The 20236-nt window shown below is 67.4% G+C and carries 20 protein-coding genes; 12 read left to right on the top strand and 8 right to left on the bottom strand.

All coding sequences use genetic code 11. The features are described 5' to 3' along the window. The first annotated feature begins 199 nt into the window (after positions 1-199). Positions 200-1117 (top strand): alpha/beta hydrolase, encoded by a 918-nt coding sequence (locus QM806_RS24150; RefSeq protein WP_043790838.1) that lies wholly within the window; start codon positions 200-202, stop codon positions 1115-1117. Between the two features lie 2 nt (positions 1118-1119). Here QM806_RS24150 and QM806_RS24145 read toward each other — a convergent pair whose 3' ends face one another. Then, positions 1120-1677, bottom strand: a complete 558-nt coding sequence (locus QM806_RS24145; protein ID WP_231137900.1) for an SRPBCC family protein — start codon at positions 1675-1677, stop codon at positions 1120-1122. 216 nt (positions 1678-1893) lie between these two features. On the opposite strand from QM806_RS24145, the gene QM806_RS24140 reads away from it, so the two are divergent. Further along, positions 1894-2514, top strand: a complete 621-nt coding sequence (locus QM806_RS24140; protein ID WP_169692894.1) for a class I SAM-dependent methyltransferase — start codon at positions 1894-1896, stop codon at positions 2512-2514. Positions 2515-2764: 250 nt separating this feature from the next. Here QM806_RS24140 and QM806_RS24135 read toward each other — a convergent pair whose 3' ends face one another. Continuing rightward, positions 2765-3163: an alpha/beta hydrolase family protein gene (locus QM806_RS24135; RefSeq protein WP_240482816.1), complete on the bottom strand. Its 399-nt coding sequence runs from the start codon at positions 3161-3163 to the stop codon at positions 2765-2767. 388 nt (positions 3164-3551) lie between these two features. On the opposite strand from QM806_RS24135, the gene QM806_RS24130 reads away from it, so the two are divergent. Beyond that, a complete protein-coding gene (locus tag QM806_RS24130) occupies positions 3552-4616 on the top strand; it encodes an ATP-binding cassette domain-containing protein (RefSeq protein ID WP_054246347.1) in 1065 nt (354 codons plus the stop codon). Further along, positions 4613-5368, top strand: coding sequence for an ABC transporter permease (locus tag QM806_RS24125; RefSeq protein ID WP_054246334.1), 756 nt, complete (start codon positions 4613-4615; stop codon positions 5366-5368). The genes QM806_RS24130 and QM806_RS24125 overlap by 4 nt, the downstream gene beginning before the upstream one ends. Positions 5369-5611: 243 nt before the next feature. Here the strand turns inward: QM806_RS24125 and QM806_RS24120 are convergent, their stop codons facing one another. Both QM806_RS24120 and QM806_RS24115 read right to left on the bottom strand, forming a co-directional pair. Continuing rightward, positions 5612-7675, bottom strand: coding sequence for a transglycosylase domain-containing protein (locus tag QM806_RS24120; protein WP_005262572.1), 2064 nt, complete (start codon positions 7673-7675; stop codon positions 5612-5614). A gap of 172 nt (positions 7676-7847) precedes the next feature. Next, positions 7848-8132, bottom strand: coding sequence for a hypothetical protein (locus QM806_RS24115; protein ID WP_005568900.1), 285 nt, complete (start codon positions 8130-8132; stop codon positions 7848-7850). A 294-nt stretch (positions 8133-8426) separates the two neighbouring features. On the opposite strand from QM806_RS24115, the gene QM806_RS24110 reads away from it, so the two are divergent. The 4 genes from QM806_RS24110 to QM806_RS24095 all read left to right on the top strand — a co-directional run bounded on the left by QM806_RS24110 (position 8427) and on the right by QM806_RS24095 (position 12684). Beyond that, on the top strand, positions 8427-8756 hold the full coding sequence (locus tag QM806_RS24110; RefSeq protein WP_005568901.1) for a VOC family protein: 330 nt from the start codon (positions 8427-8429) through the stop codon (positions 8754-8756). A 247-nt stretch (positions 8757-9003) separates the two neighbouring features. After that, on the top strand, positions 9004-10851 hold the full coding sequence (dnaK, locus tag QM806_RS24105; RefSeq protein ID WP_005568902.1) for a molecular chaperone DnaK: 1848 nt from the start codon (positions 9004-9006) through the stop codon (positions 10849-10851). Next, positions 10848-11519 (top strand): nucleotide exchange factor GrpE, encoded by a 672-nt coding sequence (gene grpE / locus QM806_RS24100; protein ID WP_005568903.1) that lies wholly within the window; start codon positions 10848-10850, stop codon positions 11517-11519. Before dnaK ends, grpE begins: the two co-directional genes overlap by 4 nt. Before the next feature lie 85 nt (positions 11520-11604). Next, entirely contained in the window at positions 11605-12684 is a 1080-nt protein-coding gene (locus QM806_RS24095; protein WP_133986649.1) for a DnaJ C-terminal domain-containing protein, read from the top strand. Between the two features lie 57 nt (positions 12685-12741). On the opposite strand, the gene QM806_RS24090 is transcribed toward QM806_RS24095, so the two are convergent. Continuing rightward, positions 12742-13272, bottom strand: coding sequence for a DinB family protein (locus tag QM806_RS24090; protein ID WP_005568905.1), 531 nt, complete (start codon positions 13270-13272; stop codon positions 12742-12744). Between the two features lie 25 nt (positions 13273-13297). Then, complete coding sequence (locus QM806_RS24085) at positions 13298-14167, bottom strand: helix-turn-helix domain-containing GNAT family N-acetyltransferase (protein ID WP_120659119.1); 870 nt, start codon at positions 14165-14167, stop codon at positions 13298-13300. 101 nt (positions 14168-14268) lie between these two features. Here QM806_RS24085 and QM806_RS24080 point away from each other — a divergent pair, with 101 nt between their 5' ends. The 4 genes from QM806_RS24080 (at position 14269) to QM806_RS24065 (ending at position 18587) form a co-directional block, all read left to right on the top strand. Next, positions 14269-15525, top strand: a complete 1257-nt coding sequence (locus tag QM806_RS24080; RefSeq protein WP_052024008.1) for an NAD(P)-binding domain-containing protein — start codon at positions 14269-14271, stop codon at positions 15523-15525. Between the two features lie 235 nt (positions 15526-15760). Beyond that, the gene (locus QM806_RS24075) at positions 15761-16687 is read left to right on the top strand and encodes an ATP-binding cassette domain-containing protein (protein WP_054247873.1); all 927 of its coding nucleotides are present in this window, start codon (positions 15761-15763) and stop codon (positions 16685-16687) included. Continuing rightward, positions 16684-17493, top strand: coding sequence for an ABC transporter permease (locus QM806_RS24070; RefSeq protein WP_005574260.1), 810 nt, complete (start codon positions 16684-16686; stop codon positions 17491-17493). Before QM806_RS24075 ends, QM806_RS24070 begins: the two co-directional genes overlap by 4 nt. A gap of 476 nt (positions 17494-17969) precedes the next feature. Next, the gene (locus QM806_RS24065; protein ID WP_005574258.1) at positions 17970-18587 is read left to right on the top strand and encodes a sigma-70 family RNA polymerase sigma factor; all 618 of its coding nucleotides are present in this window, start codon (positions 17970-17972) and stop codon (positions 18585-18587) included. Positions 18588-19186: 599 nt separating this feature from the next. On the opposite strand, the gene QM806_RS24060 is transcribed toward QM806_RS24065, so the two are convergent. After that, positions 19187-19561 (bottom strand): WhiB family transcriptional regulator, encoded by a 375-nt coding sequence (locus QM806_RS24060; protein WP_005574257.1) that lies wholly within the window; start codon positions 19559-19561, stop codon positions 19187-19189. Between the two features lie 5 nt (positions 19562-19566). Further along, entirely contained in the window at positions 19567-19857 is a 291-nt protein-coding gene (locus QM806_RS24055) for an ANTAR domain-containing protein (protein ID WP_005262351.1), read from the bottom strand. Positions 19858-20236: the final 379 nt, after the last annotated feature.

Here is a 20236-nt window from a genome sequence, read left to right as displayed (position 1 = left end):
GATCAACAACGACAGACGGATACGGACACCAGACTCCGGCCGTGGCAGTGCAGCCTTTCCGCAAGCCGAACGCCTATCGGCGTACCCGATTGGCGATCGCTGACCGGCGACCTGTTGCGAGCACGTAGGGCATGATGTGTCCGCGTCGCTCGGTGCGGCAACAGCATCGTGATGAGACCCCCGAGTGTGAGGAGGACGCGTGCGGTTCGCGCTGGACGATTTGTCGGCTGACGTGCCGGCGGAGCAGGTCGATGAAGCTCGGAGCTTCTACAACTCGCGGCCAGCTGGCCGTGGCCCCGGCACTCTCGAGGAGTTGAGGGACATGCGGGCGAGGCGGTCCGGTCCTTCTCCCGCCGATCCACCGGCGATCGAAGAGATGGTCGAAGCCGCGGGAGCACGCGTCCCGGTGAGGATCTTCACTCCCACCGACGGCCGAGCGCGGGGCGTCTATCTGGACATACACGGTGGCGGCTTCTACATGGACTCCGCAGCGCGAGATGACGCGCGCAACCGTGAGCTCGCAGACGATCTCCACATCGCCGTCGTCAGCGTCGACTACCGGCTGGCACCGGAGCACCCGTGGCCGGCCGCACCCGATGACTGTGAAGCGGCGGCGCTCTGGCTCGTCGGCCACGCTGATGCCCGCTTCGGATCATCACGACTGGCGATCGGGGGGCGGTCGGCGGGAGCAACACTCGCTCTGGCAACCCTGCTCCGACTGAGGGACAGAGGGACTGTCGGCGGGTTCACCGGCGCCGCACTCCAATTCGGCACCTATGACTTGAGCGCGCAGACTCCGGCCGGACGTCGGATCGCAGACGAGTATTTCATCCAGGCCTACGTCGGCCACGTGGAAGATCGCACCACTCCGGACATCTCTCCCGTATACGGCGACCTCCACGGCCTTCCCCCGGCTCTGCTGGTCGTCGGGTGCAATGACGTGTTGTTGGAAGACAACCTCGCGATGGCAGGTCGGCTCTCCGCCACCGGCAATGACGTCGAGCTCCGGATCTATCCCGAGTCGCCCCACGGGTTCACCGGCCACCCCACGGCAATGGCCAGGACGGCCCTCACCGGCATCGATTCATGGCTCCTCGAGCGGCTCGCCCAACCGTAGGACTACTCGACGGCCTTCTGTGCTCGGGCGGACCGCGACGGCGGGCCGACCGGCAGATATCTAGCGGTCGGGGTCCGAGCCCGGGACGTCGGTGCGGCAAGCTCGGCCAGGTGGTGCAGCGAGTTGGTGAGATGGTCAGGACCGAACGGCGGGAACTGAAGGTACTCCCGGATGGACTGCGGCACCGCCGACCAGTCGTAGGTGAGCGTGACCGCAGTCTCGGAGGGACCACGTGGCACCAGGTCGTAACGCCAGAACCAGCCGCCGAACTCCAGGTGACCGTCGTCCTTCTCCTGGCCCGTCAGCCAGGCAATGGCGCGCGGCGGATCGAGCACCTGGACCTGGTTGGCCACCTGGTAGTCGCCGTTCGGGTGGTTGGGGTGATACATGTCCATCCGGAAGATCTGCCCCACCTCGGTCAGCGGCGCCTGGTCGGCGGCTTCCTGCACCCAGCCGGTGCCGTCGATCGCAGAATGGGTCGTCGGGTCGGCGAGCACCGCGAACACCGTGGCGGCGGGCACGGCCACAGTCAGCGTGGCGCTCACGTTCTCTGGGTCCACGGTGTGCACGCTCCTTGTCACCTCAACTCGAGCCTCCCGCTGGAGCGGAAGGAGCATTCATTACATACAGACTGCGCGGCGACGCGGAATTCATCGGCCGTGGGGTAGCAGAGTTTCCCGTGCCACCAGCTCAGAGAGTTCCGCTCGAGGGCCGGCTGTCGGGACGTGCCGGCAGCGTTCGGCATCTGGGGCACGCCATCGACGATCATTGACGGCATGGCGAACACGAGCGCCCGAACAGGCGACACCGTCCGAGAGTCATACTCGGCCAGATCTCAGGAGTACGTGGACCTCTTTGGCTCCGTGACTTCGACACACCCATCGGATCGGGCCCTGGTGAGCAGCTGGGCCGCCACCCTGACTGGTCCCGTGCTCGACGCCGGCTGTGGGCCGGGGCAGTGGACAGACTTCTTGGCGGCGTGCGGACTTGCTGCGAGCGGGATCGATCTGGTTCCTGAGTTCGTCGAACGAGCTCGTACGCAGTATCCAGACCTCCCGTTCGAAGTCGGCGGCTTCGAGGCAATGGACGCCGAGACGGAATCACTGGGTGGTGTGCTTTCCTGGTACTCGCTCATTCACCACAGTCCGCAGGACATCCAGACTCCGCTCGCCGAGTTCGCACGCGTGATACGGCCGGGCGGAGGGTTGTTGGTGGGCTTCTTCGAAGGAGCAACCGTAGGGACTTTCGACCATGCCGTCACCGCTGCCTATCGTTGGCCGGTAGCGGAACTCAGCCAGAAGTTGGCCACGGCCGGCTTCGAGGTGATCGAGACACATACACGAACGGGGAGCGGTCACAGGCCTCACGGCGCAGTCACCGCACGCCGTTTGCCGTGATCGGGCCCCGGGTTCCGCTCGGCGAGCACGCCCGAACGCAGCCGAGTCGCGCAGCTCGAACGCAAGGATGGCTTCGTCGAGGCCGGTCGGGGACAACCCGAGCCCGTCCCGGTAGAAGCGGAGCGATCGGTCCAGATCGACGATGGGAAGTGAGACGACGACTGTCTTGGGTTTCACGTCTACTCGGCTTTCTCCGGCGCGGTCGAACGCTGATCGAGGTCGAGCGGGGGCGGTTGCCTGGCCGAGGTCCTCAGTTGGCCAGCCGCTCGAGGATCGCTTGTAGTGCCGCGTCACCGCTCTCGCCGTCGAAGATGTTCTGCGCGTGGGCGGAGCCCGGCAGAAGGATCATCTCGTTGTCGACGCCTGGTGAGCTGTCGGCGAGCTGCTGCGACACGTGGGCGACGGGCTCGTCCTCGCTGGCGATGAACAGCTTGGGCTCCCCGCCGAGGCCGTCGACGACCCGGTTGGGTGAGAGCAGTACCAGCTGATCAGGGAGGTCGGGCTGCTGGGAGGCAAGTTGCAGGATCGCATCGGCGCCCGCACTTCCGCCCACCAGTGCGACGTCGGCATGCCCGTCGTCGTGGAGCTTTGCGACGGCGGCCGCGATCGACTCCCGGCGCGATGTCCTCGACGGCGACGCCAGTGGCACCCTGGTCGGTGATCGCTGTGGCCTGATCCTCCCAGCTGGCGGCGTCGAAGACGGCACCGTGGGCCAGCACCACGCCGTACTCGCCGTTGCCCCACTGCAACGCGCCGCCGCCGCCGATCTCGATCGTGGTGCCGACGGGGTCACCGCCCGTCGATGGTGGGTCGTCCTTGTCGTAACCCGCCCGGTGCTTCGATGACGGAACGTCTGTCGGAGCGCTTCTCTTGCCTGCTGCCCTCGGACCCTCACACACCGGCGACTCCGTCGGGGACCGCACCACTTAGTTCTGTGTGCGGAAGGAGTCTGTATCACGCAGAGAACGAAAACGGGTTGTGCCCCGACCCATCATCTTTGAATACTGGCCTGACCGACCTCGAGGAGAGTGCTTGTCGTGATTCGTGCACGTGGGCTCGTCCAAACCTTCCACACCCGCCATGGACGGGAGAAATCGGAGGTTCGCGCCGTCGACGGGGTGGATCTCGATGTCGCCGAGGGCGAGGTCGTCGGGTTCCTCGGCCCCAACGGGGCGGGGAAGACCACGACGTTGCGGATGCTGACCACCCTGCTGCGGCCGACCGCAGGCGAGGCCACAGTCGCCGGATACGACGTGGTCCGCGAATCCACGCAGGTGCGGCGGAGCATCGGCTACGTCTCGCAGAGCGGTGGGGTCTTCAGCGGCGCCCGGGCGGGGGAGGAGGTGATGGATCACGGCATGCTCTACGGCCGCTCCCGACGGGACGTCGAAACCCGCGGCAGAGAATTGTTTTCGCAATTGCAGCTGGACGGGCTGTGGGAACGGATGCCGAAGACGATGTCGGGTGGGCAGAAACGCCGACTCGACATCGTCATGGGCCTGATTCACGAGCCGAGCCTGATGTTCCTCGACGAGCCGACGACGGGCCTCGATCCTCAGGCGCGGGCGAACCTGTGGGAGCACATTTCCGAGCTGCGGACCCGCCGTGGTGCGACGGTCTTCCTCACCACCCATTACCTGGACGAGGCCGACACCCTCAGCGACCGCATCATCATCATCGACCGTGGTCGAATCGTCGCCTCGGACACGGCGGAGAACCTCAAGGCGCAGGTCGCCGGCGATCTCGTCGACCTCGAAATCGCCGACCTCGACATGGTGCCGCTGGTGAGAGACAAGCTGGGCACGATCGCCGAGGCACCGCGGCACGGTCTGGCCGGTGTGGAGGTGGACGGCCATCATGTCCGTGGTCGGGTCCAGCGTGCCGGGCGCGCGATCCCGGGACTGCTGCGCGACCTCGACCGCACCGACGTGACCCTGGCCTCGATCGAGGTGCACCGGCCGACCCTCGACGACGTGTTCTTGACGTTGACCGGACGGTCCCTGCGCGACGCCGACACCGCCGCCTCCGATACCGCCACCGGGGACCCTGAATCCGAGTCCACCCCCGCCCCCGCGCTGACCACTCCAGGAGCAGGCCAATGACGTTCGCCCGTGAGAGTTTCATCGTCTTCCGCCGCCAGCTGCGGATGAATCTGCGCAACCCCGCCTGGGTGATCATCGGCCTGTTGCAGCCGGTCATGTACCTATTGTTGTTCGGGCCGTTGCTGACTCCGCTGGTGGGTCAGTTCGGGGTGGACAACGCGTACACGTTCTTCGTGCCGGGCATGTTGGTGCAGTTGGGGATCTTCGGTGCATTCTTCGCCGGATTCAGCCTGATCGGGGAGTGGCGGGAGGGCGTTATCGAGGCGGAGCGGGTGACTCCGGCCAGTCGCACCGCGTTACTGGTCGGGCGACTGGGTCGGGACCTGCTCCAGTTGTTCGTGCAGGCGATCATCTTGGTGTTGCTCGGCTTCGTGATGGGTATGGAGGCGTCGTTGCGGGGCATCGTGTTCGGGGTGCTGCTGACGTTGCTGCTCGGCGGGGCCTGTGCGGCGGCGTCGAATGCATTCGCCTTGACCACCAAGAGCGAAGACGTGATGGCTCCGGTGATCAACATGGTGATGATGCCGGTGTTGCTATTGTCCGGAATTTTGTTGCCGATGACGATCGGTCCTGCCTGGTTGCAGACGGCCAGCGATTTCATGCCGATCCGCCATGTCGTCGACGCCGTGCGGGATTCGTTCTTCGGTGACTTCGCGAACTCCGCGATTGTGTGGGGAACCGCGTGGGCGGTGGTGTTGTTCGTCGTCGCGGTGTGGTGGGGAACCCGTACCTTCCGCAAGGAAAACGCCTGACCGAGCGCACCCGCACTGCTGGAAGTCGATGTGCGCGTTGGGTTTGCCGGCCGACGTCGAGATCCGCGTCTCCACCCCCCGGGAGAGAGGCCCCACCGGCGCGAAACACGACTGACGCGGCCGGTGAGGCACTTGTGTTACCGCGCGGGCTCCCGCCCGCGTTACAAGGAGACAGGTGAGATCCAGCTCGCCGTCAGATGTTCTCCTGTCTGCACGCTGGAGGACCACCCACCGGCCCTCCAGTCAGCGAGCGAAGCGCGGGTCGATCGGAGGCAGGGTGGTGGGGCCGAAGTTGTTCGCGATCGGCATCATCGCCGTGAACCAGGTGCGGGCCGGCTCGGTGCCGCCGAACAGGTTGCCGTCCCCACACGAGCGCAGCGGGCTGGTGCAAATCTGTCCAGGGGTCGGTGAGTCCCCGAATACGTAGACGCTGCCGGCCAGGTTGTTGGTGTATCCGATGAATGCCGACGACATGTGCGATTCGGTGGTCCCGGTCTTGCCGGACATCGGCAGCTTCCACCCGGCGGCCGCGGCCGCGGCCGACGCCGTGCCACCGGGCAGGTCGTCCTTGCTGAGCCCGTTGGACAGGGTGTCGGCCAGGCCGGGATCGATGACCTGCTCGCAGGCTTGCTGGGTGAGGGGGACCGGCCTGCCCTCGCGGTCGACGATGGAGTCGATCGGGGTCGGTGGGCACCACTTGCCGTGTGAGGCCAGGGTCGCGGCGACATTCGACAATTCGAGCGGATTGATCCACACCGGGCCCAGGGTGAACGACCCCAGATTCTGGTCCTTCTGCATGTCGGCCAGGCTCTGGTCCCCGAACCCGGAGGTTCCCGGTTCGGTGTACGACCGCATGCCGAGGCGCACCGCCATGTCCACCGTCGCATCCACGCCGGTGGCCTGGAGAAGTTTCACGAACGCGGTGTTCGGGGACTGGGCGAGGGCGTCGGTGACCGACAGCGCCCGCGGATACGGGGCGGCGTTCTGCACGCAATAGGTCGCCGCAGGGCACCCGGGGGCACCGCCGTCGCCCATCCCGCGGGCGTCGAACCGCCCGGGCACGTCGAGGATCGCGTTGAGCCGCAAACCCTTCTCCATGGCTGCTGCGGTGGTGAAGACCTTGAACACCGATCCGGCACCGTGCCCAGACAGTGAATAGGGCAACTCCTGGACCGTCTCCGCGGCGGCTGCGTCCAGGCCGTAGTTGCGGCTGCCCGCCATGGCCAGGACCCGGTGTTGGTCCTGCCCGGGCTGCACGACGTTCATCACGCTCGCGATGTCCGGGAGTTTCGGGTCGGCGTAGGTCGACACCGCCGCCTTCACCGAACCCTGCACGGCCGGATCGAGGGTGGTGCGGATCAGGTAGCCGCCCTTTTCGAGTTGCTCCCGGGACAGCCCGGCGGTCTGGAGGTACTGCAACGCATAGTCGCAGAAGAACCCGCGGTCGCCGGCGGCGATGCATCCGCGGGGCAGGTTGTTCGGTTTCGGGAGCACCCCGAGCGGCGTTTCCTTCAGGGCGCGGATCTCGGCGGCCCGATCCGGAACATTCACGACCAGGGTGTCGAGAACGACATTGCGGCGCTCGAACACCCCCTCGGGGTTGGTGTAGGGGTTGAGCGCGGAGCTGGACTGCACCATACCCGCGAGCATCGCCGACTGCGCCAGGTTCAGGTCCTTGGCGTCGATGCCGAAGTACGTGCGGGCGGCGTCCTGCACCCCGAAGGAACCGTTGCCGAACGGCACCAGGTTCAGATACCGGGTGAGAATTTCCTCTTTGGAGAGTTCCTGATCGAGGGTCATCGCCATCCGGATCTCCCGGATCTTGCGGACCGGCGTGGTCTCGATCGCGGCACGGCGTTCGGCGTCGGTCTTGGCAACCACGTGCAGCAGGTAGTTCTTCACGTACTGCTGATTGATGGTAGAGGCACCCTGTTCGATCTGACCGCTGGTGGTGTTGGTGAAGAACGCCCGCATCGTGCCCTGCCAGTCCACCCCCTGATGTTCGCCGAACCGTCTGTCCTCGATGGAGAGAATCGCCAGTTTCATCTCGTTGGAGATCTGGTCGCTGGGAACCTCGAATCGGCGCTGGTCGTACAGCCAGGCGATCGGGTTCCCGGTGATGTCGGTCATCGTCGTCACCGCCGGCACCACTCCGTCGGCCAGTTCGGCCGAGGAATTACCGACGCTGTCGGCGGCACGGTTGGATGCGTACCCCAGCCCGGCGGCTACCGGGAACATCACCCCGGCCAGCATTACCCCCGCGGCCACGGTGGCGCCGGCGAGTTTGAGAACGGTCCTGGAATGCAATTACGGCACCTCATTCCGACGGGGTGCACCGGAACGAATCTACCGGTGCTGGAACGATAATCGGGCCGCGCGGCACGGTCGGGGAGAGGTGTGGCGCGCGTACCCGTGGCGGTCACGAGAGGGTGGCTGTGGCGTCAGATCCGATGATGGGACGGTAGCCGGTGCCGGTCGGTCACACCCGCAGCACACAGGTGCTGTTCCGCACGGACATGGGCGACTCGGCCGAGGTCGATGACGGTGCCCGGGCGCGGCCCGGCAGGGACAGCCGTGTGCCGACGGCACCGCGCCCCGGGGTGCGGCGCCGCGCGAGCGTCCCGACGAGATCTGGGAGGGTCTCGAGCACATCGCCCGCCGCATTGTTGTGACCAATCCGCACGACCATCCGCTCGGCGGCGATCACCGCCAGCACGGTGAGCAGCGCCGTGCGCCGCCGCGAGGATTGCCGACCGCCACACACAGGGCTCAAGGTAACACCGATAGCGCGTTCCCCAACGGGTTCCGGGGTCAGAGCATCAAAGGCGGTGAAGCGGTGGGCGATCCGCCACCGCTAGGGGAGGGCGGATCAGCGACCACGCCGAAACGGCCGGCCGAAACGTCACCGGAACCTGCGTGCGTCGATACGCTATGGCGGACACACACCGACAGAACGGTCAGGAATCGAGAAGAGCCCGCCCTCGCGCGCACAAAGCGTGGTTGCTGCCATCGCCGACGAGGCGGTCGCCGATGACCGCCGTAGCCCGAGGAGACGAACATGAGCCCCACGATCCGCAGCCTGGTGATCCCCGTGTCCGACCTGAACGCCGCCAAGGCGGTCTACACCGCGCTGCTCGGCGCACCTCACACCGACGAGTCCTACTACGTCGGGTACAACGTGGACGGCTTCGAGGTCGCCCTGAATCCAGGTGACGAGACCGCCGGCCCGGTTGCCTTCGCCGACGTCGAGGATCTCGACGCGACACGCGAAACTCTGCTTGCCGCCGGCGCAACCGAGCGCACCGCTCCGCGTCACGTCGCACCCGAGACACGGATTTGCGTGCTCGCCGATGCCGACGGAAACCCGTTCGGGCTGCGCGGCCGATAGACGTCGGCGTTGCCGGGCGCGAGCGGCGGCGCGGTCTCCGGTGGCTAGTTCGTCGAGGAGATCGAGATGGTGGTGCTGTGACGCCGAGCAACACGCACAATGTTGAGCGTTCTACGCTCAATTCTTCGCCTTGACCTCGATCTCTCCCGGGGAGAAAATTGAGTCGATAACACTCAAGTTCGGTGGGTGTGATGCCGAACGATCGGCGGAAGCACCACACCCACCCGGTGTGGTGCTGGAGGCGGTCATGGCTCGCGCGGTGGGTATCGATTTGGGGACCACGAACTCGGTGGTGTGCGTACTCGAGGGCGGCGACCCGAAGGTGGTCGCCAACTCGGAGGGTGCGCGCACGACCCCGTCGGTGGTGGCATTCGCGAAGAACGGTGAGGTGCTGGTCGGCCAGCCCGCCAAGAACCAGGCAGTCACGAACGTGGACCGGACGGTGCGCTCGGTGAAACGGGAGATCGGCACCGACTGGCATGTGGCGATCGACGACAAGAAATACAGCGCGCAGGAGATCAGTGCCCGGGTGCTGATGAAACTGAAGAGGGACGCGGAATCGTATCTGGGTGAGGACATCACCGACGCGGTGATCACCGTCCCCGCGTACTTCGAGGACGCCCAGCGTCAGGCCACGAAGGAAGCCGGCCAGATCGCCGGTCTCAACGTCCTGCGGATCGTCAACGAGCCCACCGCGGCCGCACTGGCCTACGGCCTGGACAAGGGCGACAAGGAACAGACCATCCTGGTCTTCGACCTCGGTGGCGGCACCTTCGACGTCTCGCTGCTCGAAATCGGTGAGGGCGTCGTCGAAGTCCGGGCCACCTCCGGTGACAACCACCTCGGTGGTGACGACTGGGACGACCGGATCGTGAAGTGGCTCGTCGACAAGTTCAAGGCTCAGAACGGCATCGATCTGACCAAGGACAAGATGGCCCTGCAGCGTCTCCGTGAGGCCGCGGAGAAGGCCAAGATCGAACTGTCCTCCTCGCAGAGCACGTCGATCAACCTGCCCTACATCACCGTCGACGCGGACAAGAACCCGCTGTTCCTAGACGAGCAGCTGTCGCGCAGCGAGTTCGAGAAGATCACGTCCGATCTCCTCGACCGCACCCGGGCCCCGTTCCAATCGGTGATCAAGGACGCGAAGATCGCCGTCAAGGACATCGACCAGGTCGTGCTCGTCGGTGGTTCCACCCGTATGCCCGCCGTGACGAATCTGGTGCGCGAGCTTACCGGCGGAAAGGAACCGAACAAGGGTGTCAACCCGGACGAGGTCGTCGCCGTCGGCGCTGCCCTGCAGGCCGGTGTTCTCAAGGGCGAGGTCAAGGACGTGCTGCTCCTCGACGTCACCCCGCTGTCCCTCGGCATCGAGACCAAGGGTGGCGTGATGACCAAGCTCATCGAGCGCAACACCACCATCCCGACCAAGCGTTCGGAGACCTTCACCACCGCTGACGACAACCAGCCCTCGGTGCAGATCCAGGTGTTCCAGGGTGAGCGCGAAATCGCCTCGCACAACAAGCTGCTCGGCTCGTTCGAGCTCGCGGGGATTCCGCCGGCCCCCCGTGGGGTGCCGCAGATCGAGGTCACCTTCGACATCGACGCCAACGGCATCGTGCACGTGACCGCGAAGGACAAGGGCACCGGTAAGGAGAACACGATCAAGATCCAGGAGGGCTCGGGCCTGTCCAAGGAGGAGATCGACCGGATGATCAAGGACGCCGAGGCGCACGCCGCGGAGGACGCCCAGCGCAGGGAGGAAGCGGAGGTCCGCAACCAGGCCGAGTCGCTGGTGTACCAGACCGAGAAGTTCATCAAGGACAACGAGGACAAGGTACCCGCCGACGTCAAGGAGAAGGTCGAGTCGTCGATTGCGAATGCCCAGGAGAAGTTGAAAGGCAGCGATGTCGCGGCGATCAAAACGGCCATCGAAAAACTGGCCACCGACTCGCAAGCCCTGGGTCAGGCGATCTACGACGCGCAGGCGAAGGACTCGGCCGCTCCCGGCGGGGGGAACGGGTCCTCTGAAGGCACCGATGAAGTCTTCGACGCTGAGGTGGTGGACGAACCTGGACGGGAGGACACCCGATGAGTGGGAGCGAGCGCCGCAACGGCGACAAGCCGCCGCGGGAACCGATCTCGATCACCGACAAACGCCGCGTCGATCCGGAGACCGGCCGGGTACGTGGGCACACCCCGAGCGAGCCTGTCACCCCGACCCCACAACGGGAACCCGACCCGACCACGCCGGACGCCGAGATGCACCCTGGTGACCGGACCGATCGAACCGCGGGCGAAGACCCTGATCGAGTGACGGAGTTGACCGCCGATCTGCAGCGGGTGCAAGCCGAGTACACCAACTACCGACGCCGGATCGAACGCGACCGGCACGCGGCCGTCGAGGCCGCGACGGCGTCGGTGGCGGCGAAATTTCTCGGGATCCTCGACGACCTCGACCGCGCCCGCGAGCACGGCGACCTCGAAAACGAACCACTGCGTGCGATCGCGGCCAAGCTCGGTGCAATCCTGAGCGGCCTGGGAGTGGCCGCATTCGGCGAAGAGGGCGAGCGCTTCGATCCCACCCTGCACGAAGCGGTCCAGCACGAAGGCACCGGGGGTGATCCCGTTGTAGACCGGGTGCTGCGCCGCGGCTACACATTCGGTGACCACAAGGTGCTGCGGACCGCGACGGTCTCCGTCGTCGAGGGGGTGGCCCCGCCGGGAAATGTCACGGGCACGGCACCGGCCGGCGATTCCTGAGACGCCGACCGACAGCCTGACGGCGCCGGTCTCGGAGCGCACGGCGCTCTCGCGCAGCGGCCCCGCGAAGGAAGGAGGATGCCAAGTGTCGCAGCAGGAATGGTTCGACCGTGACTTCTACGCCGCCCTGGGTGTCCCTTCGACGGCGTCGGCCGAAGAGATCAAGAAGGCGTACCGCAAGCTGGCGCGGGAGCTGCATCCGGACGCCAACCCGGACAACACCGAGGTGGAGGAACGATTCAAGAAGGTCAGCGAGGCGCATGCGGTGCTCTCGTACCCCGCCAAACGCAAGGAATACGACCGCATGCGCAGGCTGTACCGGTCCGGGGCGTTCACCGGGACGGGTTTTCCTCCGCGCGCCGGGTCGGGCGGCTTCGACTTCGGGGACCTGTTCGGGAGCGGTTCACCCTTCATCGTGGGCGATCCTCTGGGCGGGGTCGGTGACGTGCTCGGGGATCTGTTCCGGCGCGCCGGAACCCGAACTGCGTCGGCCCGGCCGAGGCGGGGCAGTGACGTCGAGACCGAGACCCGGCTGTCGTTCCGGGAGGCGGTCGCCGGGATGGTGTTGCCGCTGCGGGTGAGTGGGCCGATGGTGTGCACCAGCTGTCACGGCTCCGGCACACGACCGGGAACCCGGGGCACGGGATCGATCGTCGACGCCCCGTGCCCGGACTGCCAGGGCGCCGGGATCGGGGACCGCACCCGCACCGTCTCCGTCCATGTTCCGCCCGGGGTGAGCGACTGGCAACGCATCCGGCTACCGGCGCAGGGCGAACCTGGTCTCGGCGGGGCGCCGTCGGGGGACCTGTACGTCACCGTGCGCGTGGACCCGGACCCGGTGTTCGCCCGCAGCGGCAATGACCTCACCGTCACCGTTCCCGTGTCGTTCGCCGAACTAGCCTTGGGGACAATGCTGTCCGTGCCCACCCTCGAAGGTCAGGTCAGTGTGAAGATCCCGCCAGGCACCCAGTCCGGGAGAACGTTCCGACTGCGCGGACGCGGGGTGCCCCACCGCGGCGACGCGGCGGGCGATCTGCTGGTCACCGTGGAGGTCGCGGTCCCGCCCGATCTCGGCCACGAAGCCGCTGAGGCGCTGCGGGCGTACGCCCGGGCAGAGGAAACAGGAGGATTCGACCCCCGCGCCGGCTGGGCCGACGGTAAGTGATGTCGGGAACGATCCCGAACATGCCCCGGTCCTCAGCGGTGTCACCTCGACACTCATTCAGTCGAGGGTGAGCTGGTGGCGGTGGAAGTCGAAGTGCAGGCCAGGGTAGCGGTAGAGCTGTTCGGCGGTCATGTAGTCGTCGAAGAACGGATCCCAGCGGACTGGAAAGTACATGCCACGGTGCAGGTTCGCGTCCGTCTCCCGGGCCAAGGAACGTTGCAGCGACGCAATGAGGCGGTCGAAGTGGCGGCCCATCCGGCGTCGGTTGTAGACGCGCGCCGCCAGGGCGGAGCCTCGATAGTTGACCTCGTCGAAGACTGGGGTGGCGGCATCGAGCGCATGCGCGAACCGTCGGCTCGCCCCCTCAGGCAACCAGGAGAACATCCGGATCAGCAGGAGCAGCCGGCGAACCACCATGTAGCCGAAGACCATGTGGAACAGCAGCTGCTCGTTGGTCCACCGGGTACCGGACGAACGCCGCGAGAGCTCGACGGAACTCGCGGCGTCGAGCAACTCGTGCAGCACGCTGCGGGCGCGCTCGAGGTCCGCGGCGATCGCGGCACGATCGACAGGTGGCTGCTCGGACATGATGCTCCCCAACTGATTCGGAGGGCTATCCGGCGACGGGGGAGCGGCGTTCGAGGACGACGGTGTCGCGCCAGATGCCGTCGAGTTGGGCGATGCGTTCGCGGACACCGAGGGTCCGGAATCCGGCGGAGTGGTGCAGGGCGATGCTGGCACGGTTCTCCGGGAAGATCGAGGTCTGCAAGGTCCACAGCCCGGCCTCGTCGGCGGCGATCACCTGGGTGCGCAGCAGGACTTTGCCGACACCGCGCCCGCGCATCCCGTCGGCGACGTAGATCGAGTTCTCGGCCACCCCGGCGTAGCAGGCCCGCCCGGACGTCGGGGACAGGGCGGCCCAGCCGACCACGACGTCGTCGATCTCGGCGACCCACCGATGCCCGGGAAGCCATTGCGCGTCCAGGGTTTCCCGGGCGGGGACTTCGGTGGTGAAGGTGGCGTTGCGGGTGGCGATGCCCTCGCCGTAGATCCGGCGCACCGGCTGCCAATCCTCGTTGCGCATCGGGCGAACCGTGACGTCTTGGGGCAGGTCGTCCGGGCAGCAGGGGCGCGCGGTCAGCACCCCCATCACTGCGTCGGCGGCGTGCGGCAGACCGGTGCAGCAGGACGGGTTGACCCTGACCACAGTGCTGGTGCCGTTCTTGTGGACAGACACGAACCCGACATCGGCGAGCCTGCGCACGTGGTGCGAGACGGTGGGCTGGCCGATGCCCAGTGCCTCGGCCAGCGCGCCAACGGTGATCCCGGCCGGGCGGGAGGCGACCTGATGCAGCAGCCGCACCCGGGTGGGATCGGCCAGACAGGCGAACCACCCGGCGTAGGTCAGCGCGTCCTCCGGCGCCAACGCATCCACCTGATCGGCGCCGGAGGTGTGGACGGCCGGTATGTCCAGGGAAGTCATACCTCACTATATCGATATTGATCGATGGTTGCCTTCATCGACACGAATCGATACTCTCTGGGGTCAGAGGATCGATGAACATCGATGGAAGGATGATCGAGATGAGCACCTTGCCCGTAGTCGTCGTCGGCGGCGGACCGATCGGCCTCGCTGCCGCGGCGCAGCTGTGTGAGCGCGGCCTGACCCCGCTGGTCTTCGAACGCGGTCTCGCGGCCGGTGCGGCGATCTCCGAGTGGAACCACGTGCGGCTGTTCTCCAGTTGGGCTGAGCTGATCGACCCGGCCGCCCGCCGCCTGCTCGACACCACCGACTGGACCGCCCCTGACGACGACGCGTACCCGACCGGCCAGGACTGGACCGACAACTATGTGCAACCCCTCGCCGCCGCCCTCGGCGACATCGTGCAGCTGGGCACCGAGGTGATCGGCGTGGCCCGCCGCGGCCGGGACCGGGTCGTCGACGCCGGCCGCGACACCGAACCCCTGTCCGTGCACATCCGTCGCGCCGACGGCACCGAGGACCGCGTCCTCGCGCAGGCTGTCATCGACGCTTCCGGCACATGGGGCACCCCCAATCCGCTCGGTGGTGAAGGCCTGCCCGCGCTCGGCGAGCGCGCCGCCACCGAGGTCATCGAGTACCGGGTCCCGGACGTCGACGACCCCGACGTGCGGGACCGGTACGCGAGCAAGCACATCGTGATCGCCGGCAGCGGCCACTCCGCGCTCACCGCGATCGTGGCGCTGGCCGATCTGGAGCAGCAGGCCCCGGGCACCCGGATCAGCTGGGTGCTGCGCCGCGGCGACGTCGGCTCCACCTTCGGCGGCGGCGACGACGACGAGCTGCCCGCCCGCGGCGCCCTCGGCCTACGCGCCAAGCGGGCGGTCGACGAAGGACTGCTGACGGTGGTTCCCGGGTTCCGCACCGCCACCATCGAACCCGACGGCGACAGCGGCCGGGTGGCGTTGATCTCCGACACCGGCGCCCGCATCGAGGACGTCGATCAGGTGGTGGTGCTCACCGGATTCCGGCCCGACCTGTCCTGGCTCTCGGAAATCCGCCTCGGCCTGGATCCGGTGCTGCAGGCCCCGGTCGAGTTGGCGCCGCTGATCGACCCGAACGTGCACTCCTGCGGCACCGTCTACCCGCACGGGGTCGCCGAACTGTCCCATCCGGAGCCGAATGTGTTCCTGGTCGGGATGAAAAGCTACGGCCGCGCCCCGACGTTCCTGGCGATGACCGGGTACGAGCAGGTCCGCAGCATCGCCGCCGCCCTGGCCGGCGACCACGACGCCGCCGCCCGCGTCGAACTCACGTTGCCCGAGACCGGCGTCTGCGGTGGCGCCGGGGTGCCTGCCTGACCGCGCCCGGTGCCGCGGCTGATCGAACGGGGCTCCGTCCCGTCTCCGGCCGCTCACCGGGCATCCCGCAATACCGGCGCCTAGTTCTGTGGCAGGTGCGTCCAACTCGAAGTTGGTTCGTCTGAAGAAGCGGACTCTCACTCACCACCGGGTGGGAGCACACCTTCCGAGAGGAACTTCCGATGACCACCCACCCGATTACCCGCCCCGCCCCTTACCGGTTCGGGGGTGTGCGATGAGCGCCCCGGCCGTCGTGATCGAAGATGTGCACGTCGCCTACGGCACAACGTGGGCTCTCGACGGCGTCGACCTGGTGGCCGCCGCCGGGACCACGCTCGGGGTGCTCGGCCATAACGGTGCCGGCAAGACCACCCTGATCCGCACCCTCACCACCCTGGTGCGTCCCACCATCGGCCGCGTGCAGATCGAGGGCCTGGACGTTGTCGCCGACGCTACCGAGGTCCGTCGCCGGATCGGGGTGACCGGCCAATACGCCGGGCTCGACGAATTCCTCACCGCCCGGGAGAATCTGGAGCTGATCGGCCGCCTGACCGGGCTGCGGCGCACCGCCCGAGCGCGGGCCGACGCGTTGATCGACCGGCTCGGTCTGGACGAGTACGCGGCTCGGCGGGTCGGGGAACTCTCCGGGGGCTCGCGCCGCCGGATCGATCTGGCCGCCAGTCTCGTCGGATCCCCGTCGGTGCTTTTCCTGGACGAGCCGACCACGGGCCTGGACCCCCTCGCCCGCGCCGGGCTGTGGGACGTCGTGGACGAGCTCACCGAGGCGGGCACCACGGTCGTGCTCACCACCCAGTACCTCGAGGAAGCGGACCGGCTCGCCGACCACATCGTGGTCCTCAGCCGGGGCCGGGTCGCCGCCCGCGGCACCCCGACCGATCTGAAACGGATCGTCGGCGGCAAGGTCGTTAGCGCGACCGTTCCCGCCCATCAGCTCGCCGCGCTGCCGTTCATCCCGGACACCGACCGGGTCGACGACAACCGGGTTCGGGCGTCGGTCACCGTCGACGACGCCCCCGCCGCGATCGCGCTGGTCGCCGACCTGCACGACCGCGGCATCGAGGTCACCGACCTGGACGTAGCTTCCCCGAGCCTCGACGACGTCTTCACCCACCTCGCCCACAGCGCCGGAGCCCACAAATGACCACCATTCGCACCACGGCCGAGCGGTCCCCGATCGGGGACCAGCTCGCCGCGCTCACCGTCCGGAACCTGCGCACCAGCTCGCGTGTTCCGCAGCTGTTGATGTTCTCGCTGACCATGCCGATGGCGATGCTGGTGCTGTTCAGCCAGGTGTTCCGCAGCGTCGCGGCCGGACCCGGCTTTCCGGCCGGGGTCAGTTACATCGTCTTCCTCACTCCGGCGATGCTCGCCGTCTCCACCGTGATGGCCGGCACCAACGCCGGAGTCTCCGCCGCGATCGATCACACCAACGGTGTGCACGACCGCTTCGCTGCCCTGCCGATGCGGGCGGCGTTGCCGGGGGTGGCCCGCACGATCAACGAGGCCGTCTTCACCCTCGCCCGGGCTGCGTTGCTCGGAATCGCCGCCGTGGCTTTGGGTTTCGAGTTCCACGGCACTGCAGGTGATGCCGTCGCCGCGGTCATCGTGCTGGTGGTGCTGGCTGGGGCGATGAGCGCCCTGTTCGGGCTGATCGGGGACCGGCTCCGCCGCCCGGACGTCGTCCAGTTCGCCGGGATGATGGTGATGATGCCGCTGATGTTCGTCTCGAGTGCGTTCGCGCCGATCGAGACCATGCCCGGCTGGATGCAAGCCATGGCCACGGTGAATCCGGTCGCGCACGCCACCGACGCCCTACGCGGCCACGTCCTCGGCACCGCCACCGCCGGCGACACCGCCGCAGCCCTGGTCGCGGCGATCGGGTTGTGGGCGGTGGTGACCGCCGTGCCCGTGCTGACCCGCCTGGTTCGGTCGGCACGCACCCGCTGAACGACGAACCCGCCCTGCCCATCCCGCAACGGGAGGGGCAGGGCGGGTTTGGTGTGTGCCCTCCTGGTCCGGAGCCGGGCACTCTTCTGGCCCCTACCCCGGTGGAGTGGGGTAGAGGCTGGGAGAGCGCTGTGGTCAGCGGATGCGCCCGGTGCGGGCGTCGACGGCGCTCATGCGGCGGCGTCGAGCAGATGCAGTTCCTCCGCCACGATCAGATCGACCTCTTCGCTGGTCAGACCCGACAACAGATGTGTGGTCAGCATCGCTCTCACCTCCTCACCGCGCTTCTACTGGTACGTCGAACCGGAGAACCCGGAATCGACATCGACACCCATACAGACGAGGAACTTCGGATTCGGACGCACTGCGTCCGATCGCGGTCACTGTCGTCCGAACCTCTGGAAGGACCCTGACCCGAGGGGTCGCCACCGCGCCTCGGGGCGAGGATCCTGTAAGACGGAGAGGAACCACAGATCATGAACGAGGACACGGCCACCACCGCGACGACACCAGCGGATCTCGACCAGCTCTGGCGCCGCTTCTCGAGCGACTTGCGGGCCTTCATCGCCCGCCGGGTCTCGCGTCCCGAGGACGCCGACGACATTCTGTCGATCGTGTTCCTGCGGATGGCCAAGAGCCTGGACAACCTGCGCGAGCAGGACCGCCTCCTCGGCTGGATGTATGCGATCACCCGCAACGCGATCACCGACTACTACCGGTCCGCGCCCCATCGCCGCGAGCTGGCGGTCGATACCGTCCCCGACAACCCCCTCGACGGCGAACCGGACGCCGACGAGACGGCGGAGAAGGAACTCGCCTCCTGCCTGGTACCGATGCTCTCGAGGCTGCCCGCCGAGCAGGCCGCGGCGGTGAAGATGGTCGACCTCGACGCCCGAACCCACGCCGCGGCCGCCGGGGAGGCCGGGATCTCGGTGTCCGGGATGAAATCCCGGGTCCAACGCGGCCGCGCTGCCCTCCAGTCCCAATTGCACGCCTGCTGTCAGATCAGCCAGGACCGGACCGGTCACGTGCACGACTACCAGCCTCGCAGCGGATCCTGCGCCTGCGGAGCCACACCCACGGATGGCCGGTAGACCGGAGCATCGGCTCTGCTGACAGCGATCGCACCGCCATCACATACAGACGGCGGTGCGGTGCGAGCCCATCTTCGCTCGCACCGCACCGCCGTTGTTGCCGAACTAACGGCTACTGGCAGCCGCATCCGCCGCCCGCCGTCGCCGCCGGACCGCAGCACGTCGACTTCTCACTGTGATCGCAGCAGGTGGCTTGTCGTTCGGTGCTGCAACACGTGGGCGCCGCAGCCTGAGGGGTTGCGTCCGTCCGATCCGTCGACGGGTTTTCGAACTCATTGGGGTTGGTCATGGTGACTCCTCGATCCGTGGGGATGGGTACCAGAACAGACGGAGGAGATCGAGGATGGACGCACTGGCCCCTCGGCAGTAGCCGGTCAGGTGAGCACAGCGGCGGGTGCACCGCCCGGTGCGCCGGTGACGGCATACACGGCGCCGTCGGCGTAGGCGGTCACGTACAGCGTGCCGGCGGTGTCCGGATCGACGAGCAGGAATCGGTGGGGTCCGAACGACCCGGAGGTCGAGTAGTCCGCGCCGGAGACGGATAGCAGATCGCCGTCCGCGACGTCCCACAGGTCTCCGAACGGTCTACGGCCGAAGAGTCAATGCCGAGCGTCGTATTCGCGGGACGGTCGGTCACGGGTGGGGTGCTGGGAGCCGAGTGGTCGGCGCTCACCGCGGTGGAGTCGCTTGGTGTGCCTTCGTCGGTCCGTTTCCGTCATGCCACCCCACACACCATAGGGTTCACCCACCGCGAGTGCGTGATCGCGGCACTGTTCGAGCACGGGGCAGGGCAGGCAAATCTGCCGGGCCTGTGCTTCGCGCCGGTTGCGGGCGTGGCCGCGTTCAGCGTCGGGTGAGAAGAACACTGCCAGATCGTTACCACGGCACGCGGCACGTGCCTGCCAGTCACCGGAATCGCGTGTGACGTTGTCCCTGCGCGTGGGGGAATCGTCGAGGGGCGGAGGATGCGGCATCGTGTTCATTCGAACACCGCCGGCGTCGTGGGCGCCGCACGTTGCGGAGGGACCGCAATGCGAGGTTCCTGCTGCTCTCTCCGGCCGTCAACGGCCGATGGCCTGGACAGGACGTGCTCGGCCGCGTTGGCCACGCTGGCGTGGTTGCGGCGGGCAATGTCGAGGAGAGCATCAAAGGCGGCATCCCGGCTGCAGCCATAGTGCTCGGCCAGGAGTGTTGCCGCGGCGGACAGTTGCGGTGCCCGCGCGTTGTCCGAAGGGTCCCGTCCGTCTGCGGCAGCGGTGTCAGTGGGCATGGAGAGTCCTTTCGCTGCGTACGCGGTCCAGGCGGCATGGGCGGCCACGCATCACCGCCGGCGCGGCGGGTTCTCTCTCCAGAGTCGTCGGCGAGACGATCGGAGAACACCGACATTCACCTAGTCATACCTAGGCGCGTGGTACGACGAGATTCAGCATCCGGCCACGATGCGCCACGCGTTGCAGTTCACCGACGCCGTTCGATACGGCGAGTCTCGGCGATCGCCGTGCTGGTCGACTCGGCGGAAACGACTCGTCCGGGGGTGGTCGGGGGCCGACACCGCCGATGATTGGCGGTGTCGACGAGGTGACCAACGGGACGGCGCCGAGCGATTCCCCCGAACCCGAGGCGGCGATGGCGAAACTGTCAACACCTGG

Source organism: Rhodococcus sp. IEGM 1351 (genome assembly GCF_030056875.1).
Taxonomy (GTDB): Bacteria; Actinomycetota; Actinomycetes; order Mycobacteriales; family Mycobacteriaceae; genus Rhodococcus_F; species Rhodococcus_F opacus.
Note: the sequence above shows the minus strand (reverse complement) of the source record. Positions and strands in the feature narration are given on the sequence as shown.